The organism is Ruegeria sp. G7 (genome assembly GCF_056535465.1).
In genome coordinates this window covers 496,548-519,593 of the sequence record NZ_JBQFIL010000002.1, presented here as the reverse complement: position 1 = coordinate 519,593, position 23,046 = coordinate 496,548, and the positions used below count along the sequence as shown (strand labels likewise).

The 23,046-nt window shown below is 54.4% G+C and carries 20 protein-coding genes and 1 pseudogene; 9 read left to right on the top strand and 12 right to left on the bottom strand.

Annotated features, from left to right (window positions below):
- Positions 1-13: 13 nt before the first annotated feature.
- The 3 genes from ACR3EN_RS19190 to ACR3EN_RS19180 form a co-directional block, all read right to left on the bottom strand.
- Positions 14-442 carry a hypothetical protein gene (locus ACR3EN_RS19190; RefSeq protein ID WP_480821328.1) on the bottom strand — a complete coding sequence of 143 codons (429 nt, stop codon included), beginning with the start codon at positions 440-442 and terminating at the stop codon, positions 14-16.
- 126 nt (positions 443-568) lie between these two features.
- Positions 569-1,351: a nuclear transport factor 2 family protein gene (locus tag ACR3EN_RS19185; RefSeq protein WP_480918476.1), complete on the bottom strand. Its 783-nt coding sequence runs from the start codon at positions 1,349-1,351 to the stop codon at positions 569-571.
- 364 nt (positions 1,352-1,715) lie between these two features.
- The gene (locus ACR3EN_RS19180) at positions 1,716-2,690 is read right to left on the bottom strand and encodes an ester cyclase (RefSeq protein ID WP_480870483.1); all 975 of its coding nucleotides are present in this window, start codon (positions 2,688-2,690) and stop codon (positions 1,716-1,718) included.
- A gap of 170 nt (positions 2,691-2,860) precedes the next feature.
- Between ACR3EN_RS19180 and ACR3EN_RS19175 the strand changes: the two genes are divergently transcribed.
- From ACR3EN_RS19175 to ACR3EN_RS19155, 5 genes are all read left to right on the top strand, one after another.
- A complete protein-coding gene (locus ACR3EN_RS19175; RefSeq protein ID WP_480820149.1) occupies positions 2,861-3,646 on the top strand; it encodes an ATP-binding cassette domain-containing protein in 786 nt (261 codons plus the stop codon).
- Between the two features lie 31 nt (positions 3,647-3,677).
- Entirely contained in the window at positions 3,678-4,454 is a 777-nt protein-coding gene (locus ACR3EN_RS19170; protein ID WP_480820151.1) for a transporter substrate-binding domain-containing protein, read from the top strand.
- A gap of 71 nt (positions 4,455-4,525) precedes the next feature.
- The gene (locus tag ACR3EN_RS19165; protein WP_480820153.1) at positions 4,526-5,212 is read left to right on the top strand and encodes an ABC transporter permease subunit; all 687 of its coding nucleotides are present in this window, start codon (positions 4,526-4,528) and stop codon (positions 5,210-5,212) included.
- A complete protein-coding gene (locus tag ACR3EN_RS19160; RefSeq protein ID WP_480870480.1) occupies positions 5,212-5,892 on the top strand; it encodes an ABC transporter permease in 681 nt (226 codons plus the stop codon). The genes ACR3EN_RS19165 and ACR3EN_RS19160 overlap by 1 nt, the downstream gene beginning before the upstream one ends.
- A 21-nt stretch (positions 5,893-5,913) precedes the next feature.
- Positions 5,914-6,912 (top strand): LacI family DNA-binding transcriptional regulator, encoded by a 999-nt coding sequence (locus ACR3EN_RS19155; protein WP_480820157.1) that lies wholly within the window; start codon positions 5,914-5,916, stop codon positions 6,910-6,912.
- A 262-nt stretch (positions 6,913-7,174) separates the two neighbouring features.
- Here ACR3EN_RS19155 and ACR3EN_RS19150 read toward each other — a convergent pair whose 3' ends face one another.
- The 5 genes from ACR3EN_RS19150 to ACR3EN_RS19130 form a co-directional block, all read right to left on the bottom strand.
- On the bottom strand, positions 7,175-8,452 hold the full coding sequence (locus tag ACR3EN_RS19150; RefSeq protein ID WP_480820159.1) for an amylo-alpha-1,6-glucosidase: 1,278 nt from the start codon (positions 8,450-8,452) through the stop codon (positions 7,175-7,177).
- 12 nt (positions 8,453-8,464) lie between these two features.
- Positions 8,465-9,505 carry an ABC transporter ATP-binding protein gene (locus ACR3EN_RS19145; RefSeq protein WP_480820161.1) on the bottom strand — a complete coding sequence of 347 codons (1,041 nt, stop codon included), beginning with the start codon at positions 9,503-9,505 and terminating at the stop codon, positions 8,465-8,467.
- A gap of 23 nt (positions 9,506-9,528) precedes the next feature.
- Positions 9,529-10,365, bottom strand: a complete 837-nt coding sequence (locus ACR3EN_RS19140) for a carbohydrate ABC transporter permease (RefSeq protein WP_480820163.1) — start codon at positions 10,363-10,365, stop codon at positions 9,529-9,531.
- Positions 10,362-11,207, bottom strand: coding sequence for a carbohydrate ABC transporter permease (locus ACR3EN_RS19135; RefSeq protein ID WP_170556212.1), 846 nt, complete (start codon positions 11,205-11,207; stop codon positions 10,362-10,364). The genes ACR3EN_RS19140 and ACR3EN_RS19135 overlap by 4 nt, the downstream gene beginning before the upstream one ends.
- Before the next feature lie 73 nt (positions 11,208-11,280).
- A complete protein-coding gene (locus ACR3EN_RS19130; protein WP_480820165.1) occupies positions 11,281-12,504 on the bottom strand; it encodes an ABC transporter substrate-binding protein in 1,224 nt (407 codons plus the stop codon).
- A 259-nt stretch (positions 12,505-12,763) separates the two neighbouring features.
- On the opposite strand from ACR3EN_RS19130, the gene ACR3EN_RS19125 reads away from it, so the two are divergent.
- Both ACR3EN_RS19125 and ACR3EN_RS19120 read left to right on the top strand, forming a co-directional pair.
- Positions 12,764-13,771, top strand: coding sequence for a LacI family DNA-binding transcriptional regulator (locus ACR3EN_RS19125; RefSeq protein ID WP_480843374.1), 1,008 nt, complete (start codon positions 12,764-12,766; stop codon positions 13,769-13,771).
- A gap of 363 nt (positions 13,772-14,134) precedes the next feature.
- Positions 14,135-14,425, top strand: a pseudogene (locus tag ACR3EN_RS19120) (IS6 family transposase); the annotation flags it as partial.
- Between the two features lie 161 nt (positions 14,426-14,586).
- On the opposite strand, the gene ACR3EN_RS19115 reads toward ACR3EN_RS19120, so the two are convergent.
- From ACR3EN_RS19115 to ACR3EN_RS19105, 3 genes are all read right to left on the bottom strand, one after another.
- Positions 14,587-15,486, bottom strand: a complete 900-nt coding sequence (locus tag ACR3EN_RS19115) for a glycosyltransferase family 2 protein (RefSeq protein ID WP_480820169.1) — start codon at positions 15,484-15,486, stop codon at positions 14,587-14,589.
- On the bottom strand, positions 15,483-17,264 hold the full coding sequence (locus tag ACR3EN_RS19110) for an ABC transporter ATP-binding protein (RefSeq protein WP_480820171.1): 1,782 nt from the start codon (positions 17,262-17,264) through the stop codon (positions 15,483-15,485). The genes ACR3EN_RS19115 and ACR3EN_RS19110 overlap by 4 nt, the downstream gene beginning before the upstream one ends.
- A gap of 112 nt (positions 17,265-17,376) precedes the next feature.
- On the bottom strand, positions 17,377-18,060 hold the full coding sequence (locus ACR3EN_RS19105; protein WP_480820173.1) for a DnaA N-terminal domain-containing protein: 684 nt from the start codon (positions 18,058-18,060) through the stop codon (positions 17,377-17,379).
- A 466-nt stretch (positions 18,061-18,526) separates the two neighbouring features.
- Here ACR3EN_RS19105 and ACR3EN_RS19100 point away from each other — a divergent pair, with 466 nt between their 5' ends.
- Positions 18,527-19,834, top strand: a complete 1,308-nt coding sequence (locus ACR3EN_RS19100) for an AAA family ATPase (RefSeq protein ID WP_480820175.1) — start codon at positions 18,527-18,529, stop codon at positions 19,832-19,834.
- The gene (locus ACR3EN_RS19095; RefSeq protein ID WP_480820177.1) at positions 19,831-20,916 is read left to right on the top strand and encodes a ParB/RepB/Spo0J family partition protein; all 1,086 of its coding nucleotides are present in this window, start codon (positions 19,831-19,833) and stop codon (positions 20,914-20,916) included. Before ACR3EN_RS19100 ends, ACR3EN_RS19095 begins: the two co-directional genes overlap by 4 nt.
- Positions 20,917-21,793: 877 nt before the next feature.
- Here ACR3EN_RS19095 and ACR3EN_RS19090 read toward each other — a convergent pair.
- Entirely contained in the window at positions 21,794-23,026 is a 1,233-nt protein-coding gene (locus ACR3EN_RS19090; protein WP_480820179.1) for a Tm-1-like ATP-binding domain-containing protein, read from the bottom strand.
- Positions 23,027-23,046 lie beyond the last annotated feature (20 nt).

Here is a 23,046-nt window from a genome sequence, read left to right as displayed (position 1 = left end):
CTGAACCTGCGGCCTATGCCGTCAGTTCTGCAAGTTGATGAAACGTAAGCATTCCGGGCTTGGGTTGGCCTTCGCGGATCATTTGCGTCAGTTCAAATCCGTCCGCTGTAGCGGCCGCTGAAGCAAAAGCCTTGAACCCTAGCGGTGGTCGCGTGTTTCCACCGATGGAGAGATGGTCCATTCTCCAAGGACCATCGTAGGTTTTTTTGCGGCGACGCGCGGCCTCAGCCATCGCGCAAGAGTATCTTTTCATCCAGCGGTTCAGTGCAGTGTGGTCTACCGAAACACCGCACTGACCCATGATTTCCTCTGGGTCACGGTATGAAACACCAAATCGAACGCAGAAGAAGACCGCGAACGGGATCACATCCTTCGGAAGTTGCGTACCCTTTGAAAGAAATCTGAACTGACTTTCGGCTGAACTACACCGGCACCCATTCACCTCTGCGTTCTTGAGCGTCAATTGCAAAAGGTTTGCAACAGCTCTGTCAGAGGTGAAGTTTGCGACAGAACCTATGTTAAATTAAGATGCAAACGGGGTTCTCGGAACTTCAGACAAATACGATTTCTAGAGCCTGTAGTTATTCAACCGCTCGGTTCTCTTCAAAACGTCAAGGCCCTGCATGTTCAGGTAGTGTAATAGGTCGATGAAAATCCAGTTCTCGACGAGTTTGCCGTTCTCGGCACGGTACATATCGACAACGCGCATGTCCGCTGGGGCTGGACCGGCAGTCATACCTAGATATCCGCCCATATTCTGCAGCGTCAGATTGGCCCATCCGAAAAAGCCACCGTAGTTGCCCTCTGCCAAGCGACAAAGGTGACCATTGAACTTTCGCGTGCTGCTGAACGCTTCGGTAAAGGGGTCGCCGTGTTGCTGGATATACCTGCGGCTCGTATAGGTTGCTCCAATTCCGGTCGGTCCCCACCAAACCATATCCTCACTCCAGTTCCTGCTGAGTTCTTCTACTTCTTCTTCAAAGCTGGTGCCTTCCGGGCGCGAGTTTATTTCTCCTAGCATAGAGTTAATACGCGCAAGGGTTTGTTGCCCCAGTTCCTTTGGTTGCACGCCATACAGCAACCCATCCTGAGTTGCCGGGCCCGGATTTACCAGATGCGCCCCTGTCGCTGGAGGGAGCGGGTACTGACCGGCCTGATTCTTGACTGAGAGGATATCGATAAACATCGCAGTTTCCGTGATCTTGCCGTTTTCCACTTTGTTGAATTCGGCATATGGCAACATAACGATGCGTTGGTTCGGGCGAATGCCAAGCCACGGCTGGTCAAAAAGCCCCATGAAATGACCCATTGAGATCACCCAAACCGATTGAAAACCGTCGATCTCGTTCAAACCGGCGATAAAGATTCCCGGGCGTCGTTCTAACCTGGAAAGCGATGTTTTTAGAGGTCCCCAAAAACTTCGGCTACTACTTTAGGTCCTGATAGTTCATTGAAAGGATGCATGCCCCGCCAGATCACTTCGGGAGACATGAACTGACTTAGTACCTCCTGGGTCTCGTTTGCGCCTGCTTTCGAGAGCGCTCGGTGGAACGCCCGCACATGGGTCTTCTCGGCCTGAAAATCCAAAGTCTTTTCTCCTAAAGAAAAACCGCGGTTTGTTCATCCGCATAATGCCATCAGTCGACAAAACCACAGATCAGCGATGTTCTGTAGCTGCATCTTGTTCGCGACACTTCGTTCGGTTCTAGTTGAAATCAATCGCCCTCGGTCTGCATAAGTATCTGTTTCCAAACGGCGACTTCGTCATAAAGCGCATACTCACGTCGAATACCGCGCGGGCCAAATTCGACGTGCGAAACACCAAGCACATAGACATCAGCGCCCGTTGGTTCGCCGAAGGCTCCCCAACCTTCATGCTTTCCTTCGATAGACCAGCGAATGGCGGCGCGGGGGCTTAGAAGATCGTCGTGGCGTCCGATTGTGTGATGGATCTTGAATTCGCCGTTGGGAAAGGACGACCGCAGCCGCGCCCAAAACGAGTTGGCATCGCAGGGCCCGTGCCCCTGCACACCGCCGGCGTATGCCGAGTGGCACTGCTCATCGTATTCTTCCAAAACAACACTCAGATCACCGTCCATGATCCGGTTCAGGATGCGTGCGTATTTCGCTCCCCACTCGTTGTCGTTACCGGTTCCCATATAGGGTCCGGGTTGGTCAATCGCAGGGGTGAAAGGTTTTACACATTTTTCTGGCCCGCCCTCTGCTTTGATCTCTTTGCGGGCGTAGTCCTTTGGATCCCATCCCATCTGTCGAACGACACCGCCCGTATCCCGAAACAACCACTCGTCATCTATCACGTCATCACGTGCGGCACAGTCAGCGACAATCCAATACCAGATCTTCTTACCGGTCGCTTTTCCAAAAATGTCATCTTCAGTGTGATGCATGACATCGCACACACGGTGAGAGGAATAGTAGTGACCGTCGTCGCTGCACGACCAGATCACATCTTCGGCTCCCGCTGTTCTATCGGGCGCGCGTCCGATCATCTCGTAGGTTGCCTGAATCACCGGTTCGACCCCAACGGTTATCCCGCCTGGCGCGCGAACCACGATGTCTTTTGCATAATAGTCGTGCAGAGCAAGCACCTTGCGATCGTCCCAGATTATCCTTGTAATATCAATGATATAATCAGTGAAGTCCGGCCATCTTTCGCTGAAATTCGTCATCCAAGTCTCCTCAAACATCAACGCGATCGCCCCGCAATTAGCGGGCTACGTCAGTCCATGAAACCTTATGCTGCAAAATGTGCATGCACAATATGTAATAATAATTTGGTGATTTTGCACAGTGATGCTACGGTTCTGACGAATCGTTGCAGGGTGGAGCCTTACTGCACATGGCAAACGAAGAAATTCTCACCGCTGATGGCGTCGAAAAATCATTCGGCGCTCTTCATGTTCTTAAAGGCGTGAGTCTTCATGCCAGAACAGGCGATGTGGTCTCGATCCTCGGATCATCTGGATCGGGCAAAAGCACGTTGCTGCGCTGCCTGAACCTTTTGGAAACGCCGGACGCGGGACGCATCAAAGTTGACGGAACCGAGATTGATGCAGCGAAGTTCAACGCAAAAAGCGGCAAGACCATAGACCAGAAGCAACTGACTGCACTTCGGTCACGTCTGGCAATGGTGTTTCAGCAATTCAACCTGTGGTCCCATTTAACGGTCCGCGAAAACGTCATGCTGGCCCCCATGAAGGTATTGGGTTTGTCGACTGCAGAAGCCGGTGAGATTGCGGATCAGTTTCTGAACCGTGTTGGCGTCTACGAGCGCAAGGACATGTACCCAATCCATATTTCGGGGGGCCAGCAGCAACGTGCAGCGATAGCGCGCGCTTTGGCGATGCAGCCGAAAGTGATGCTGTTCGATGAACCCACCTCGGCGCTTGATCCAGAGCTTGTCGGCGAGGTGCTTAAGGTCATGCGTGAACTGGCAGATGAAGGGCGCACAATGATCGTTGTGACGCACGAAATGTCGTTTGCACGCGATGTCAGCGACAACGTTGTCTTCATGTCAGACGGGGTGGTTTCAAAATCGGGCCCGCCGTCAGAAATGTTCAAAGGCGACCACTCCGGCGAGCCTTGGGGAGCCTTTCTCAAACACGCACGCGGACAGATTGACTGAACTATCTAGCCATTCAGCAAGGAGGAATATCATGAAGAAACTACTAACCGGCCTGATGGTCGTCGGCGCCATTGCAGTCGGCTCTGCGGCAAGCGCCGAAGGCACTCTGAGGTTTGGCGTCGATCCAACGTTTGCGCCGATGGAATTCAAAAACGCAGACGGCACGTTGACGGGTTTCAACGTTGAAATAGGCGAAGCGATCTGCGCGGAACTGCAGAAAGAATGCGTGTGGGTCGAATCCGACTGGGACGGCATCATCCCGGGTTTGCTTTCGGGCAATTTCGACGCGATCCTCAGCTCTATGTCGATCACGCCGAAGCGGCAGGAAGTTCTGGACTTCACCATGCCATTCCAACGTGGTGGTTCGCGTTTTGTCGTCGCTGAGGGGACCGAGCTTGACGACACCTACGGCGCGTTGGGTGACGTGAAAATCGGAGTGCAGCGCGGTACGGTTGATCACGACTACGTAAAGAAATTCTACCCGGAATCCGACATTCGCCCCTACCCCGGCCAGGACGAAATCTGGCTTGATCTAACTGCTGGCCGTCTTGATGCTGCATTCGTCGGCAATCTTCCAGCGCAGAACTTCTTTGGCACCGAGGGCGGCAAAGGCTTCACACAGGTTGGGAGCGTGCATAACGACCCGGAAATCTTCGGTGTCGGTGCTGGTATTGCAGTTCCGAAGGGGTCGTCCGAGTTGCAAGCCGAGCTGAACGGCGCACTTGAGGCGATCCTCGCTAACGGTGAGTTCCGCCGCATCAACTACAGCTATTTCGACTATGATGCCAGCGGCGGCCTGCTGGAATAAGACCAAGACAACCTCCCTGACTGGCGGCTGCGAAAGCAGCCGCCGTTTTTCACCTAATCAGGAACAAGCCTGTGAACCCTGAAGTCCTCTCATTCCTGCCGCTCGTCCTAAAAGGCACTTACATCACGGTGGTTCTGAGCCTAGTTTCAACACTGCTTGCTGTCTTGTTCGGCGTCCTTGGCGCAAGTGCCAAGCTGAGCAACAGAACCTCGCTTCGCGTGCTCGGCACAGCCTACACGGGCGTTGTCCGCGCGGTTCCCGACCTTGTTCTGATGCTCCTGATTTTCTTTGGTGGCCAGTTGCTGATCAACAACTTTGTCAATGCAACCGGTTTGATCGAACGATTCCAGATACCGAAGTTTGCGGCAGGGGCCTTCACGATTGGCCTGATTTTCGGTTCGTACATGACCGAAACATTCCGATCAGCCTACCTGTCGATCCCAAGAGGTCAGATCGAGGCCGCCAAAGCGTGTGGCATGCGGCCCAGCCAGTGGTTGCGCTTCATCGTTTGGCCTCAAATTGTTCCTTTGGCTCTGCCAAGCTTCACAAACAATTACCTTGTATTGATGAAAACGACCGCACTTGTGTCGATCATCGGGTTACAGGACGTCACATATATTGCACTTCAGGCAGGGCGCACCACGCGCGAGCCGTTTGCATTCCTGATTGTTGCGATGCTGGTCTACCTTACGTTCACGATCATCTCTGATCTCGGCCTTCGCTATATGGAACGCCGTTATCGCACGGAGGCCGTGTGATGAACTTTTCCCTGATCGTCGAGTTCCTGCCCAAGTTCGTCGAGGGCGTTCAAACCACACTCTGGCTGGTCGCACTGTCTTTGGTCATCGGGTTTATCATCTCGATCCCGCTGTGCCTTGTGCGGGTCTATCGCGTGCCGTTCGTTTCTCAATTCTCGCATGGTTACTCTTACGTAATGCGGGGCACCCCGCTTCTGGTGCAGGTCTATCTGCTTTACTTTGGGCTGGCCCAGTTCGAGGCCGTGCGTGAATCGATTGCCTGGCTGGTACTGGAGAACCCTGAGACATGCCTAATCCTGGGCTTCGCACTGAACACTGCGGCTTACATGAGCGAAATTCTTCTTGGTGCAATCCGCGCCGTGCCTAAGGGAGAGATTGAAGCTGCGCGCGCCTACCGCATGTCAGAGGCCAAAGTGGTGCGCTACATCACGCTCCCTAACGCGCTCCGGCGCTCGATACCGCCCATGTCCAACGAAGTTATCTTCTTGACCCACGCCAGCGTCATTGCCAGCGTTCTTTCCGTAGCGGACATTCTGGGCGTTGGCCGTGAATTGAACGCTTCGTATTACGTTGTGCTCGAAGGGTTCCTGACGGCCGGGGCGCTCTATGCCGCGATCGTCGGAGTTCTTACGATTATTTCTGGATCACTTGAGAAGAAATATGCAATGTTCCTGCGCTAAGAAACTGGCACCGGTAGTGAGATGAGCAAAGTAACGGCATCAGATGTAGCGCATTTGGCCGGAGTAAGCCGATCGGCCGTGAGCCGGGTGTTTACTCCCGGTGCCTCCGCAAGTCGCGATACAGTGGCGCGGGTGCGAAAAGCTGCGATGGAACTGGGCTATCATCACCTTGGCGCGAAGAAACGGAACTCGGAAGGGGGGCGCATCGGCTTGGTAATCAGCAATGTTGAGAATCCGTTCTACGCTCAAGCCACCAAGGTCCTCTCGATGGCGCTCCAGGCGAAAGGTTACGATACACTTCTTTTGGTCGAAATGCCGACCGTGGGCACAGCGGACGCAATTATCGCACGCTGTCTTGATCAGGGCGTAGACGGTCTGTTGGTATCTAGCGCCGCCACGGTTTCCGAGCTTGCCAATCAATGCGAAAAGGTTGGCATTCCTTCAGTGTTCTTCAACAGATTGCCAAATGATGAGCTTTCGAACTGCGTAACGTCAGACAACTATTCGGGCGGTCGTAAAATTGGGAACCACCTGATCGAGACCGGGCACAAGAAGATTGCGCACCTCGCGGGTTGGGAGTTCGCCTCGACGCAGCGAGATAGGGAAGCAGGTTTTTTGGCATCGCTGCATCGAGCGGGTATGTCGTTGCATTCCAAAGCTGTCGGCAACTTCGACTACCATGAGGCGCAGGAAGCAACCAGGCAGCTGTTTGCGGGTTCTGATAAACCTGATGCAGTGTTCGCAGCTAACGACCATATGGCGTTTGCCTGTATGGACGTGCTGCGGTTCGAGCTCGGCCTGTCGATACCTGACGACGTTTCCATCGTGGGTTTTGACGACGTGCCTCTGGCGTCGTGGCCCTCATATAATTTGACGACGGTCAGTCAACCTATTGACCAAATGGCTGTCAAAGCCATCGAATTGCTGGTCGGACAAATCGAAGTGAAACACACCAAACGAGAACGTATCGCACTGGATGGAACTCTCATCGTCAGAGGTTCATCCCTGAGACCAATGTAAGCGGACGCTTCGTTCTGCTCATTGTGTTTTTAACTGCACGCCGCTTGTGCGGTTCCAATTCCATGTGTGCCAGTTTCCGATCACCGATCGTTTCAGCAAAGTAAGGGATTTCTCGTAACCCGGTTTACACAACAGCCTTTGTTCCCTATCCAGGCTTCCGGGGGGTGCAACGGGCAGCCGAGCTTTCGAACATAGCGACGGCAAACCGTGAGAACGAATGCGTCTTCAGCGTGCGCCATGATCTCGTTGATGCATGAGCATTTCATGCGGGCACTTTTTGAACCTTTAGGATTTCGATTACCATTGCAGCCGTCCAGGTAAAGTCTCCGCCACCACATGGTTCCCCGCTGACTGGGTCATAGTATTCCGCAAAGCCGCTTTTCTCGATGAGGCGCAAACTGTCAGCCAGGATGCGCTGCGCCAAAGCGTTCTGCCCCGACCGGGCCAGACCCTCCGCGATCATATAGTTCACAACCAACCATGTTGGCCCACGCCAATAGCGTTTGCTGTCAAAGGCGTCATCCGCCGGATCGTGACTGGGCACCAGATAACCGCATCGCTCGGCCAACAATTCGATCCTTTGAGCCAGCGTTTCAGCGCGTCTGTGGGGCACGTCCGCAATTGCCGCAAGTAAGCCGCCGACCGTTGGCGTGTCCTGCAATCTACTCGCGGATCGGTTGTAACACGAGTATTGTCCAAGCGTTGGATTCCATAAGTTTTCCAACGCTGCACGGCCCTTGACGGCCATATTTCGGGCTTCGGAGGTCATCGACGGAAGGCCCAGGATTTCGGCCAATTCAGCGACGTCGTCGCAGGATCTTATCAGGATGGCGTTAAAGCCCGGGTCAACCAGTCGAAATGGTGAGGCGTCATGCAGTTTCGCGTTGTCCCAACCCAATTCGCGGAAGTGCTCAACCAACCAGATATACCTCTGATACTGATCATCAGTCGGGCGGTGATCGGGATTGGTGTGTGCCGTATCGCGCCGTGTAAACGGGGTTACGCCTTCAGTCGGCACAGCCTTCAATCCCTCGTCCCAGTCTACAGAATTGTCCCGACCAGATTCCCATGGGTGCAGGATCGCCACCAGCCCAGTGCCTTCAGGATCACGATTGCGATAAAACCACTGATGCCACGCATGGACTTTGGGTAAGAGCCTGCCCAGACGTGCGTGCGCGACAGCTTTGTCATCAGAGCGGTCGTAAAGCTTGCGTAAGGCCAAGCCAGCGACCGCTGGCTGGGTGATCCCGGTCGTGGGCACGGCTTGGCCGGTTTGCCAGACATCAGGACCGGGGAAATACCCGTCATCAGGTTCGTGAAAAACGATATGGGGAACCATACCGTCATCCCACTGATGCGCCAAGAGAGTCTCAACTTCGATCCAGGCCCGGTCCATGTCGAAATGCGAAAAGCCAAGCGCCGACAAGGCGCTGTCCCAGTTCCATTGGAAAGGATAGAGACCGTGGGTCGGGACTGTGTAGCTGCCCCGGTCGTTTCGTTCCATGACACCGCGGGCCTGATCAATTTGCGCTTGGCTCATCCTGTTTCTCCTTTAGGCGACGGCCAAAGTGGTTTCCGGGTCAAACCAGCGTCCCCTACCTTCTTGGGGTGCCAGTGTAAGTACGTCGCCTGGTTTCACGTTGAGTTCACTGTCCAAGACAGCGCGAAACTGGTGTCCATCGACATCACAAGTCACAAGCAGATGTGCGCCCAACGGCTCAACGACCTTTGCGCGTGCTGCAAAACCTGTATCTGTAACGCGCAAATCTTCCGGGCGAATGGCCCACTTCAGGTCTCTACCGCTAGCCGGTCCGTCCAAGATCTGTCCTGCTACTGTCCAGCGGCCAGAGCCCGCAGCTTCAGCGGGGAGGAAATTCATCGGCGGGTTGCCGATGAAACTGGCCACAAACTCGGCCGCTGGATCCCTATACACCTCGATGGGTGAGGCAGCTTGAACAATTTTGCCCTGATACATGACGCTGATCCGGTCGGCCATGGACATGGCTTCGACCTGGTCGTGGGTCACATAGATGGCGGTGGTTTTGCTTTCGGCCAAAACGCCCTTAAGCTCAGCCCGCATCTCCATCCGCAACAGTGCGTCAAGGTTAGACAGCGGCTCGTCCATCAGGATCACATCCGGCTCCATTGCCAATGCACGAGCAACTGCGACCCGCTGGCGTTGACCACCGGACAATTCTCCTGAATATCGCTTGAGCAATTGCTCGATATGCATCAACCCCGCGGTTCGTTCGACGCGGCGCTTGACCTCGTCATCCGGCAGTTTCTGCATCCGCAATCCAAAACCAATGTTCTCGAACACCGTCAGGTGTGGGAATACCGCGTAGTTCTGGAACACCATCGAAATGCCGCGATCCTTGGGCGATAGGTGATCCACACGACGCCCTCCGATCCAGACTTCACCGGTCGTAGCCGTCTCAAGTCCAGCGATGATACGCAGGAGTGTGGACTTACCGCAGCCCGAGGCTCCAAGAAGGACCATAAATTCCTGGTCTGCAATGGTCAGGTTGATGTCGTGAAGAGCTTGGTACGATCCAAAGTTCTTCGCGACGTTCTTGATCTGTATTTCAGCCATAACAGTTTCCTTTCAGCCACCGCTCAGCGGTTGGCGATGCCCCACATGGCAAAGAGATATTTGCGTACAGCAAAGATGAAGATCAGCGCAGGCACCACGAGGATGAAGCCGCCTGCGAATTTCAGGTGCAACGGAGCTTCGCCCAATGTCTGCAATAGGAACGCGGGAAGCGTCCGGTTTTCGATGGTCAGCACGGCCGCCGCGAATACTTCGTTCCACGAAATCACGAAGGCGAAGATCGCCGAAGCCGTAATACCTGGAAGCACCAAAGGCAGGATCACTTTGGTAAATGCGGTCAGACGCGTGCAGCCTAACGTCCAGGCAGCTTCCTCCAGCTCCAACGGAATGCCCGAGAAGAGCGAGAAGGTGATCAGCACCGCGAACGGAATCGCCAGGGTCGTGTGCACAAGAGACAAGCCAAAGGCCGTATCATCCAGCCCGGTGCGGATAAAGAGAACCGCAAGAGGAAGCGCCAAAAGCGGAAGCGGGAAAGCCCGCGTCAGCAAGATCAGCAGCCGGAACAGCTCTTTCCCACGGAATTCAAACCGAGAGAGAGCGTAACCTGCCGGCGCTCCGATGGTGATTGACATCACCATCGTCAGTACAGCAACCACCACCGAGTTCCACAAGGCCATCAGCATCCCTTCGAACCCCATGAAGAAGTTCACGGATCCCATATTGAACTCCGGAATGAAGCTCTTCGGGAAGCTGTTCACCGTTTCCGGCGAAGACATTGTGTTCACGAACAACAGGTAGAGCGGTACGATCACCCAGGCGCACAGCAGGATCACTCCGGCCCGGTAGATCCCCCTGCCCGCTTTGCGGGCATCAGGGGCTACAACATCAGCTACAGCGCTCATATCGTTGCTCCTTTCGGGACACGTAGTGCGCGCATGATGAGCAGCGTAAAGACGATCGAGATAATCAGAACGATGATCGCCAATGCAGCTGCTCCGCCGCCATTTTGCAGGTCAAATTGGTACGCGTAGATTTCGCCCATGAGCACCGGGAAGAGCGTTCCACCGAGCGCGGCGACCACAGCAAAGACTTCAAAAGCCAGAATGACGCGCAGGATCAATGCTGTTTGCAGCGATGGACGCAGCATTGGCAGGGTGATCCGGGTGAATTGCTTCCACCGGGAGGCTCCGAACACATCGGCAGCCTCATAATATTCTTTGGGGATCAAACCGATGCCCGCCACTAGGATTACAAGCATAATCGCGGTCGCACGCCAAATCTCAGCCAACATAATTGCCAGGAAGACGATCCACGGGGATTGATAGCTAAGCAAGCTGACAGGTTGGTCTGTGACACCAAGCCCGACCATCATCGAGTTCAGGAAACCCGATTGCTCAAAGATCGCCAACCAGATGATACCGGCAGCAAGGTCAGAGATGCCAAGCGGAATAGTCCAAATATACAGAACCAGATCGCGGCCCTTTTGCATCTTTGTGACCATTGTGGCCATCAAAAGAGAAAGTGCCAGCTGGATCGGCACCACAGCAGCAGCCAGGAGAAATGTATTCTTCATTGAGATCGGGAATTTCCAGTAACTCACAACCTCTCGAAAGTTATCCAGTGAGAAACCGTTCTCAGTTCCAAACGCCTCCTGCGCGACCAGCACAAACGGGTAGAGGAAAAACAGACAGAGAAACAGGGTCACCGGGAGGATCAGAAAGTATGGCAATAGCCGCGCTTCCATCGGACCGCTCCTTTGAATTGGGAAATGCTGAGAAAAGGGCCGCCGCCAAAGCGGCCCACCTATTTGTTTGGACTTATTCGACGGGACATGGGCCGTCTGAAGGCGCATCAGGAGCCCAGCAGGGAGCGCCAGTTTCGTTCATGATCTTTTCGAGCTGTTTCTTTTGATCTTCCAGAACCTGCTCGATGGGCTGCCCCGCCAAAACAATGCGCTCGAAAGTGTCCACGTAGACACGGTTGAAATCACCACCCATGCTGCCCAAACCTGCAGGCAACAGTCCAGGATTGGCGTCTGCAGAACCGCTCATCGTGGCAACCGCTTCGCCTGCGGCCTTGACCGAAGGCGGCAGATCGTCTGGCAATTCAACTTCAACCACGGGGAAGAAGTTTGTTGCCTTTAGTGTCGCAATTTGCGTTTCAGGCTGCATTAGATAAGTCACCAGAGCTTTCGCGCTTTCGACGTCCGGTGCGGTACGTGGGATGGCAACACCTGCCAGAACAGGCATGAAACCGCGGCCAGTCGGACCAGCGGGTGCCGGGAAGGCAACAAAGTCGTCAGGGCGTTCGTTGAATGCCTGCGCCAGACGCGAGGTGTGATCAAAAACGATCCAAGCATCGCCATTCAACAGCTGTTCCTGCATGAAAGAGAAGTTGGTCGATGCAGGGTTTGTGTGGCTCCACAGCTCTTTGAATTTCTCCCATGCCGTCACGGCCTCTGGCGACGCAAAAGTACGTACAACACCATCTGTGTAGGATGGATATAGGTAGCCCTGGAAGAACCGGTGCTTCAGCCCCTTGGGCCCTGCAGGAAAGCCGAATTTCTTCTGGCCGGTCGCTTCCTCGACATTGGCCGCCCAGGCAATCAACTGGTCATAGGTCAACGCATTGATATCTGTACCTTCAGGCAGGTACTGCAGCGCTTCAGTGTTTGCAGCCATGATGTAGCTAGCTTGCATCCAAGGCATATATTGAAGGCTGTCAGTACCAAGCTTGGCCAGATCGTTAAAAGTGTCTGACGCCGATGTGACGCCCAGTTCGCCGAGATCTATCAGGTCTTCGGGGTTCATCGCTGAGAAGTTGCCATGCAATGAACCCAGCAAATCAATGCTGCCCGAACCAGCTTGCAGTTCTGCTTGCAGACGTGTCAGCCAAGGTCCATCTTCGTTCGGCTGGTAATCAACTTCGCCTTTAAAGCCGCCGAGGACCTCGGTTCGCATCGCCTGCGCTTCTTCAGCAGGTCGCGCCTGCGTAGACCAGAACAGAGTTTCCGCTTGTACGGCAGCGGCGCCAAAAAGCATCGCAACACCGGATACGGCCCCCGCCAGTTTCGAATGAATAGACATGTTCTCCTCCGTTTTGCCTGAGGTTGTCCGAAAACTGGCAACCTCCCTCCCTCGCCGACGAACTTGGATTAACCTATGGCGAATGGGAGCACTATGATACAACGTTATATCATGTGTCAAGTTAGAGGCCGGGCCGTGTTACTCACAATTGACTTGATATTTTTTAAGCTCCCTGCAAATTATGAGAACGTTATACCTAAAAACCGCCACCATGATGAAAAAACCCACCCTATCCAGCGTTGCCAAAGAAGCGGGTGTATCGGTCCCCACCGTCAGTCAGGTCATGCGCGACACTGGTCGAATTTCGGAACAGACGCGTCAGAAAGTCCTGAACGCAGCAAAGCGACTGCGCTACGTCCCAAATCACGCGGCGGCTACAATGCGATCTGGTGATAATCGCGAAGTCGGCTTTATGCTTAACAAGCTGGCAAACCCATTTAACTCGGAAGTTGTCAGCAGCGCCGTGGACCTTCTTGAGTCCGAAGGGTTCATGGTCTCTATCCTCGATGCGCGAGGTGATCTTCAGCGCCAAGACCGTCTTATGGAAGCATGTATTCGATTTGGTCGCGGCGGGTTGATCTGGGTTCCGGCACTCGACACAAAAGAAGACTCGTTGGAACTCATAAATACTCATAACATACCGACAGTCACCTTTATGCGGAAGGTGTCGGAGTCTCTTGACTACGTCGGCGTTTTGAATACCGAAGCTCTGACTCATGCCACGCAGCATTTGATCGATTTGGGACATAAGCACATCGCCTATTTTGGCGGCACCAAGCAAACATCCGTGCGCGAAGAGCGTATCGCAGGATACTTGGACGCTCTTAAGCAGTTAGAGGGCGTTCATCCGATTGTTTGGCCCTGTGACGACAACAAACGTGCGGGCTTTGACGCGATAACAGCGCTCCGCAAGCAACATCCTGAGGTGACGAGCATCGTATGCAATGGCGATGTTGTCGCGCTTGGAGCCTGCCTTGGCCTGATCCGGTCCGGGCTAGTGCCGGGACAGGATTTTTCCGTCGTGGGTTTCGATGACATTGAGGATGCCGGTATCGCAACCCCTGGCCTCACCACGATGGCGATCAATCCCAAAATGCTGGGCACTCGATTGGCCGAGGTCTTGTTGGATCGACTAAGAGCACCAAACCTCCCTGTTCGGCATCTCGAATACTCTGCAACGTTGAAAGTGCGAGAAACTTCGGGAGTCGTGCCCAACCGTTAAAGATGTTTCAGCTCAGATTGTTACGACGGCAGGTCATATTCGTCTAGCGCGTGGATCGGCTAAGCTGGCTTCCAGAGCTACGAATAATACCAATGACAGCCAGCTAAACAAATGCGCGGGCAGCTCTTCCTGAAATCTATACTGCGCAGAGCGCACTAGGCGTTCCAGGACCTTCCTAGATGGAATGAACACAGATTGGCCCAGGACTCATTGAGAGCCGAATTGAATCAGATCTTCTACGGGAAGGGCCCGAAGCACCAAAAGTGCGCCTATAGCCCATTTCAGCAGTTCGCTGAGCTCGCCACCTGACTCACAAGCGGTTGCTTATAAAACTCAACGGGTTCAAATCTGTGCAACAAAACCCCGCGCGACAAAAGCGGCGCTAAAACGGCAGGCATCAAAGCCATGAACAAGATGCTTGAAGGCTTTGGCTACCCGATCCCAATCGAGATGATCAGACGGAAGTATCTGAATAACATCGTGGAACAGGACCAACGCATCATCAAGAGACGTCCTTGGCCGATGTTAGATTTCAAAGCCTCCGCTTCAGCGGCGGTTACACTGGACCGGATCAAAGTATCGCACATGAATCGCGAAGGTCGGCCCACGCCCGGAATCTGTCCATTTCGTCAATCCGCAGAACTTGCAGCATGAGCTGCGAGTTCGGTGAAAACTCTTCGGTCAGCAAGAAACCCTGCAACAGAACCTCGTACATTGCGGCACATACCTATCTACAACCACCCTGCAGACGCCTATTTACTTTAATACACATAATTACATCTAAATGCACACTACCAACAAAGCTCAGTTTCCCACTATTTCCTTTGGTCCGGTCGTCGGAACCATAACAAACGGACGGTCTCGGTGATTTTCACGACACGCAAAGCATAATGAACGCCCCATACGCCAAGGACCTGCTGCATCGATAGTTCTGAGCGACGCATCAGGTTGCGCAGGGTTTTGAAGGACGGCACCAGTTTATGGATCGGCGGAATGTAGTTCACGAAGCCGCGTTTGGAGTTGCGGCGCAGCCGGGCGCCTTCTATGCGGCGGGCCTTGGTGATGTGTTCCCGCAGACTTGCCCGGGCGGGATGACGGACGATAGCGTCTTCTGCGAATAAGATGGGTATGCCAGCCGCCTTGGCCCGTTCGCTCCATTCCATATCGCCACCCGACAACACCGTGTCGTTAAACGGACCGACCTTATCCATGACCGAACGACGCACGATCAGATTGGCAGTGACGGCCCTACCTTGCGCAACCCATTTTTGCTGTTCAAGACCAAGATATGCGTCATAAAGCTCGGTCGTGGTCCAATCCTCACCGTTCGGGATCAGAACCACGTTGCCGCCAAACCGCCCAATCTCGGGATGTTCCGAAGCCACGCTGCATCCGGCCTTAAGATAACTTGGATCAGGCCGACAATCAGAATCGGTAAAGAAAAACAGCTCTGCCGCTGCTTCTGAAATGCCGCGGTTCCGTGCCGCATAGGATCCGGGTTTCGCCTCGATCAGGACCCGCGCATTGGACGGCAGGCGGAAGTCTTGTGGTACGGGGTCGCTGGGGTCGTTGTTTACGACCAGAATCTCGTATCGTTCAGGTCCTAGTGTTTGCGCGGCCAGCCCATCAAGGCAGAGCTGCAACTGATCCCAGCTTTGATAGGTCGGTATTATGACAGAAGCGTCCAAAGGCCGGGTGCTGGGCGTGGCGGTCATTCCGCTTTGACCACATTCGAATACTGGTGATCATAGAGGGTCTTGAACGGCCCCTCGTGCTTAAGAAGCTGCGATGCATTGCCCTCTTCCATGACCTCGCCGCTCTCGATTACCACAATCTTGTCGGCGTGCATGATGGTCGAAAGACGATGTGCAACGATGATCGTAGTGCGCCCTTCGGTCAGGCGATGCAAGGCTTCCTGCACAAGATGCTCTGACCTAGAATCCAGAGCGCTTGTGGGTTCATCCAAAAGCAGGATCGGACTGTCACGTAGCAAGGCGCGCGCGATGGCAAGGCGCTGTTTCTGCCCGCCGGATAAGAAGGAGCCATTTTCGCCCACCAGGGTATCAAAGCCGTTTTCGAGGCCCATGATGAAGTCATAAGCATTGGCGGCCTTGGCGGCCTCGATCACCTCTTCCTGCGAAGCCCCTTCCCGGCCGAATCGGATATTTTCGGCAACAGAAGCGGAGAACAGGAAGGTCTCTTGCCCGACGAAGGACATATTCTTCCGGAGCGTTTCGAACGAAGCGTATCTGATGTCCTGACCATCGATCGAAACCGAGCCGCTCGTTGGGTCGTACAGGCGCAGAGCGAGGTTCAGGATCGTCGATTTACCGCCACCCGAGAGACCCACAAGAGCCGTTGTTTGCCCGGCCTCAAACGTGAGCGAGAGATCTTTCAGAATCGGATCATTGTCGCGATACCCAAACGTCACGTGGTCGAACACGACCTGACGCGGCCCATCCGGTAGCGCCTTGGCATCTGCGTCCTCTGGAAGAGTTTCGGGCTGATCAAGAAGATTGAAGAGCATTTTGACCCTGCGCAGGCCAACTTCCATCTTGACCCGCACTTTGGACAAACGTTTGGCTGGTTCATAGGCCATCATCAGCGCGGTAACAAACGACATTAGCTCGCCCGGTGTGGAACGGGCCGAGCCGAACAGATTCGCTGCACTTAATCCAATGACAGATGCGATGGCAAACCCGGCCAGAATATCCATCAACGGGCTGGTTGCCGCTTGCAAACGCGCAAGTTTGTTGCTGCGTTTCTCGACGCTTTTGACCGCTGAATACATCTGGCCGGCCATACGCTCTTCTAGCCCAAATGACTTCACCACGCGAATCCCTGCTGATGTCTCCTGGATTACCTTCATGATCGCGGCCATTGATTGCAGTTCCATATCGGCAATCGCGCGCACCTTACGCAAAAGCGTCCGCACACCCCAGATCGCTAGCGGACCGATAATCAGAGTGAACAAAGATAAAATGGGCTGCTGGTAGAACATCACAAACAGCAACCCGACCAAGGTCAGAGCATCCCGAACCGCGGTGGTTACCATGATTTCAATAACCATACGCGCGGCCTGTGCGGATTGGGTAACCCTCATCAGAAGGTCAGAACTTTCGGTAAGGTTGAAGAACGAGACCCCTTGCCGCAACAGCTTGTCATAGAGCCTGATCTGTTGCTGAGCAATAATGCGGTTCCCTGCCCGGGTCAGAGCGACAACCTGCACATAGGTTGCCACACCTTTGACCAGAAAGATCACAAACACCGTTATGGATACAGCCAGAATCTTGCTCGAGTTTCCGCTATCGAACAGCGAATCCACGACGTCACGCATGATAAAGGCAACCGCTGCCGTGGTGGCCGCTACGAAAACCATCGCGATGATGGCGATGGTATATGGCACCATCTGCGCCCTCAGGTTTTCACCCAACAGCCTCCACAGGATCGAATCTCTGGTGAGATCGGCAAATTTCGATTTGATCTTTAGCAATTCGAGCGTCCACAGTGATCAAAGGAGAGAAGGGCGAGAGTCGGTCTCTCAGTAAACCATTGTCGCTAGATAGTCTGCTCGCCGCTTCTGAGCAAGCCCGCGCGCCTGTGCTTTATCCTGCAACGTCGATTCTCAACCGACGGACAGATGGATCAATCCGACCATATGCGGCCAAAAGACGGGCCGTCCAATTCTGCGCAATGTAGTCTGCCATAAATCGTGACGGGGCAATCAGCGTTACCTGACCCCCTGCCCGTTCCGATTCCAAAAGATGCCTGAACCAACTTGCCCACAATTCAGGATCACGGTCGTGCAGTATGGTCTGGACCTCCCCCCAGACACCATCCGTTTGCTCTGGGCGCGCGGCGGGTCTGATCTGAAATGGCACCACGTTCGCACTTGGCTCGGGCTCCTGTTGCATGCGATCTTGGAAATCGGGACCGATCACCGGCCAAACTTCGACGGTGTCCAACATGATCTGCTTCAAATCGAGCTCGTAAACAGTCACACGTCCTCGCGCTGCCGGACGCTTTACCGTAATCCATCCCGCCGTCCGCAACTTAGCCATTTCACGTTTGACCGTTCGCTCGTTAACAGACCAAAGACGCGCAATTTCCTCTCGCCCAATCGACAGCTCATTGGCGCGCCAATTGTACCTGGTGGTGATCAAGGTCATAATGCGCAAAATACTTCGATTACGATACTTATCCCCCGCAAGAGCAAAGACAGCAAGGGCGGACAGAATGTCGTATTTTATAGCAGGCGCATTACGCCCGACCGGTTTTGCAACCTGCATCGCTATTCTCACCGCTTCACTGACCTCAGATACAGTTACCCATATCTTATGCGCCGTTACCCAACGCTATTCAAGATTATTCACCAATTAGCGTCCAGACCTTCGATTCTGTCAAGGCCTAGTTCGCTTTTGTCCAAAACGGGTTCCGATTTCGAGTTCAAAAATTGAATGAAAGTGGTGAATTATAGGTGATGGGGGACATTCTGTGTGTCCCCCTTAATGGGTATTGTGTCCCCCAAATGACGTAGTATCGGATCTAGTGTCCCCCTATATATCGCCGCAAAGGGTGATTGAGTCCTCAGCACGGCCGACGGCCAAAGCGAATCATGTTCGCACCTGTTTGCACTATGTTTTCTTACCCACGGGTAAGTCCGCAATGTGAGAATAATTTCTTTTGCTAAATATGCAAATACAGCGTAAATGAAGGAAAGTAAGAAATTAGCGTCCAGAAGAGAAGAATTGAGGCATGTACACACACGAAGACCTAAACGCCCTGCGAACACGATCGCTCAAGTTGCAGGGTTGGATTCGCCAGCAGACGTTCAGCCCTGAAATGGAGAAAACCCTGCGCCGGTTCTCAAGCTGGGAGGTATCGGAGCTGATCTTTAAGGTGAATCAGTCCACCTTTCGCGGCAAGCTTGCCTCTGATCCGTCCCTACCCGGTGGAGAAGTAGAGCCCGATGGCCGACAGCGTTGGTTCAGCTTGGAAGAAGTCAACGAGCTGCGCCGCAGGCTGAAAGTCAATCGTAAGCCGCTTACACCGCCGCGCCCGGCGGGAAAGCGCGCGATCCGCGCAGCGGTCGCGAACTTCAAAGGTGGTGCCGGAAAGTCGACGGTCGCGTTACACCTTGCGCATGCGGCGGCGCTCGACGGCTATCGGGTGCTGGTCGTCGATTTCGACCCGCAGGCGACCCTGAGCCATTCCATGGGTCTGACTGATGTCGCCGAAGACTACACGGTCTGGGGTATCATGGCGCGGGACCTGATTCGAGAGACCGAGCGCATGAACAATCGGCCCGCGGCAGCTGAGTCTGGAACTGCCCTGCCCCGCCGCGAGCTGCCTCCGTCGATTACCGACATGGGGCTTGGCGATCTGCGCATCTCAGACTTCATAAAGCAAACCTCATGGTCCACGATCGACGCCATACCGTCCTGTGCCAACGCGGCGTTCGTTGAATTTGCATCTGCCCAGTATCGGCACTTGAATCCAGAGTGGTCCTTTTTCGCCGCCGTATCTCGGTACCTGGACCAGATTCCCGATGATGCCTATGACTTGATTTTGTTCGATTGCCCACCCGCCATCGGCTACCAATCGATGAACGCGGTCTTTGCAGCCGACATGCTGTATATTCCATCCGGTCCTGGCTATTGGGAATACGACTCAACCACGTCTTTCATTGGCCAGCTTGCTGAGGCGCTGGAAGACCTGGCATACGGTTTCGACAAGACCTTACCCACGGGTAAGATCGGTTTGCCCAAGACATTCTGTGAGGTGCGTTTCCTTCTTACGCGCTACGAGCCGGGCAATGCGCTGCATACCGCGATGTACGACGCATTCCAGAAGGTTTTTGGAAACCATCTTGCCGAGCATCCGGTCGAAATGACCCGAGCGGTCGAGCAGTCGGGCCGCTTCCTGAGTTCGGTCTATGAAATGGACTACCGAGAGATGACCCGCGAAACATGGCGTCGGGCGCGGTCGACTTTCGATAGTGCCTATGAGGAATTCCGTGGCGTGATGCTCTCGGCATGGGACAAGCTGGAGGATGAGGTATGAGCCGCAAGCGCAGAATGTTCGATATCGATCTGCCTTCGATGGAGGGTGGTCCTGCAGAGAAACCAGCCGAGAAGCCGCAGGAGAAGCGTCGTGGTCCGATGGCCACGGCCATTTCCGAGAATGCGGATGCGTTGAGAGGTCAGCAATCAACCGAGGACGCCATTCGTGCCGAGAATGATCGATTGGCGCATGAATTGGTCCGGCTTCGGGCCGAGGGTCTGGTTGCACAAGAGATTGACCCGGCTGACGTGTTGACTGAACGCCTGACGCGGGATCGCAAGCCCGGCGTAGATTCGGATCTGGACGAGTTGAAGGCATCCATCCGTGACATTGGTTTGTCAAACCCGATCCGTGTCGAGCGTCGATCCGATGGGCGCTTTGATCTTGTTCAGGGTATGCGCCGGTTATCGGCCTATCGTGCATTGTATGATGAAACGGGTGATGACAAGTATCGCCGAATCCCGGCGGGGATATCTGAGCCGGCGCAGCTGGACGAAAGCTATCGTCGCATGGTGGATGAGAATCTTATCCGCAAGGACATTTCGTTTGCCGAGATGGGGGCGCTGGCGCGCGCCTATGCCGAAGATCCCGCGAATGACTGCTCGGATGTTGACAAGGCTGTCTCGACGCTTTTCAAGTCGGCGAGCTATACTAAGCGCAGCTACATACGGGCCTTTGCCAGCTTGCTTTCGATGCTGGGCGATGCCTTGATTCACCCAGAAGGGATTCCACGTAACGTTGGTGTCGAGTTGAAGCGGAAGCTAGACGCCGATCAGTCGTTGGTGCGTCAGGTAAGCGTCGCCTTGCTCAGCGAGCCCGGGCGAGACCGCGGGCGCGAAGTCGAAATCCTGCGTGGATTTTTGGGCGAGGAGAATGGGACCAAGCAGAAACCCGCATCGAAACCAGTTGGAAAACCGCGCCGTGCAAAGACGACGTTTCAGGTGACGGGTAGGGCAGGGATCGCAAAATGCTCGGCATCTAATGGACGCCTTGAATTGCGGTATGATCTGGATTTCACGGATGTCGACCGCGCCAAGTTGGAGGCGGCAGTGGCGGCGTTGATCGATAGCTTGCGGGAATGAGAGTATCTTACCCGTGGGTAAGAAATCGGAAGCAGCTTGTTTTGCGCAGGATGCCGGGTTGATCAACGCCTCGGCGCTGTAGAGCTCTTTCCACAAAGTCTGGACATCAAGCGTTCGACATCGTCCGCTGATGTCCGTGCATAGACAACCCCGCTTGGTTTGAGAGGGCAGGGCGCTTGGCAGGCTGAGGCCCTGAAGTATTACCGAACCCGGTGACTGGCTGAGATCGCGTTCACTGCGTGAGGTTGTGTGGTTGAAGTAATCGGATGGGTCAATGACCCGTTGCAATGGGGAAGTCTGGAGGCAAAGGCGTATCAACGTTCCCGAATTCTGTGTCGCGGTTCTAGTGCGCATAATAATAATATTATGATCATAAAGACTGACTTTGTCTTCATTCATTAGATTGACGGTCGAACGGTCCTGTTCCAAGCTTTTGGCCCACGACCTTCGTGGAGCGTGGATAGTTTGACACGACCTCGAACAGGGGGCCTTGTTTCAAAATGCGAACGGTAGGGGCATTCGGTTTCGTACTAGCTAATGGCAAGCCAAGTTTATCGAGCGGATGTGCCGGGAAGGGACCAGCGGATTCAAAGGTGGTTTGAGCACGGAAAACCAATTGTCATCACCCGAATGTAAAGAGCCATCGCGACCCGGGATTTAGAGAATCTGGTGGAGATCGGAGCCATGTCCCGAACCGGAGAGCGCCGCTCCACACGACATTGGTCAGAGCTGGAACAGTCGTCAGACGTTTGACCATAGCAGGATGGGTGGAGAAGCTGACGCAAAACGCCGCTGTTGTGGAGTAACCAAACTTGGCGTGGGCTAAAGGACAGCGTCATTTGTCTGCTAGAGATGTGTTCGTCCGACAGCGCTTTTGTTACCTGGAAACTGTTCCACTCTGAACCCACGCATCAAACTGTGCCAAAACCGCGTCACTAAAGGCTTGGTCGTTGATGTGCGCATCCAATTCGGTTGTTGGCACGCGGTCTGCGATTACTTTTCGGATTTCGTCTACCATATCGGCGAGTGCTTCCGGGTCGTGGGCCTCTTCCCCCTCTTTGTCCCAGGCTTCGATACCTTGTGCTGGCAAGAAAAAGTGAACGGGACCTGTCGCAGCCTCCAGGCGAATAGCGAGCTCTCGAACCCAGGCGCGGCGTTCTTCGCCGGTAAAGACCGAGCTTTTGATCAAGCGGTTATGCTCGTGAAATGGGCGATCGGCATATTGATCTGGGATGTCCTGCCAACCTGCAAAATCCAGCAGATCCAGCGCACCCGGAGCGATCATTTGCGGTGTCCCGACGCGCCCCGCGTTCGTCACGCGATCTTCACCACTGGAAACCACCGAGCCGGCCATCAGGTTCGCGAACTCCTGCATGCAAAAATCCATGACGCAGACAAAAGCGCCTTCACCGGCCAGTTTCTCAAAAGCCATGCCGCCCATTCCTGTCGAATGGAACACGGCAACTTCAAACCCACGCTCTTCCAGGGCCGGCTTCAGGGTTTTCATGTAGCGCAGACAGGATGAGCCCAGGCTGGTCATCCCGATCAGGGGCTTGCTGCGATCCAGCTCGACAGCGGCTTTGGTCGCCCCTACAACCGCTCCGGCCGCTTGGCTCAGCGAGGACTGACAGATTGAGTTCATGCCGTAAAGACCACCGGCCCAGAGGATCATCTGAATGTCGGGTGCCAAGCGATGCGGCGGGATAAGGGGCGAGAAGCTGACGGTCGAAACGATGTATTTCGGAACGCCCATCGGCAACGCTTGAGCACAGTCCAACGCGAGATCGGTCCCCATCGTACCACCGATTGCCAGCATCCCAAGAAAACGTCCTTCGGCATATGCCTTCGCCACGACGTTGGCGGCACCTGCGGACATTACGCGAAAGGCTTTGTTCTCGTCCCCTTGCGCGATGACCTCGTCAATTGTCATGCCGCCGGCTGCCGCGACGTCGTGTTTGCTGATGTCGGTCGCGCTTTCAGGATCACCCAGAACCGAAACGTCCATGGTCAGCACATGGGCACCTTGTGCTTTGACTACTTCTTCGATGAAGCGCATCTCGGCTTCTTTTGTGTCGTATGTGCCGATCAGCAGAACTGTTTTTTGGGCCATCTCTTCCTCTCATGTACGCG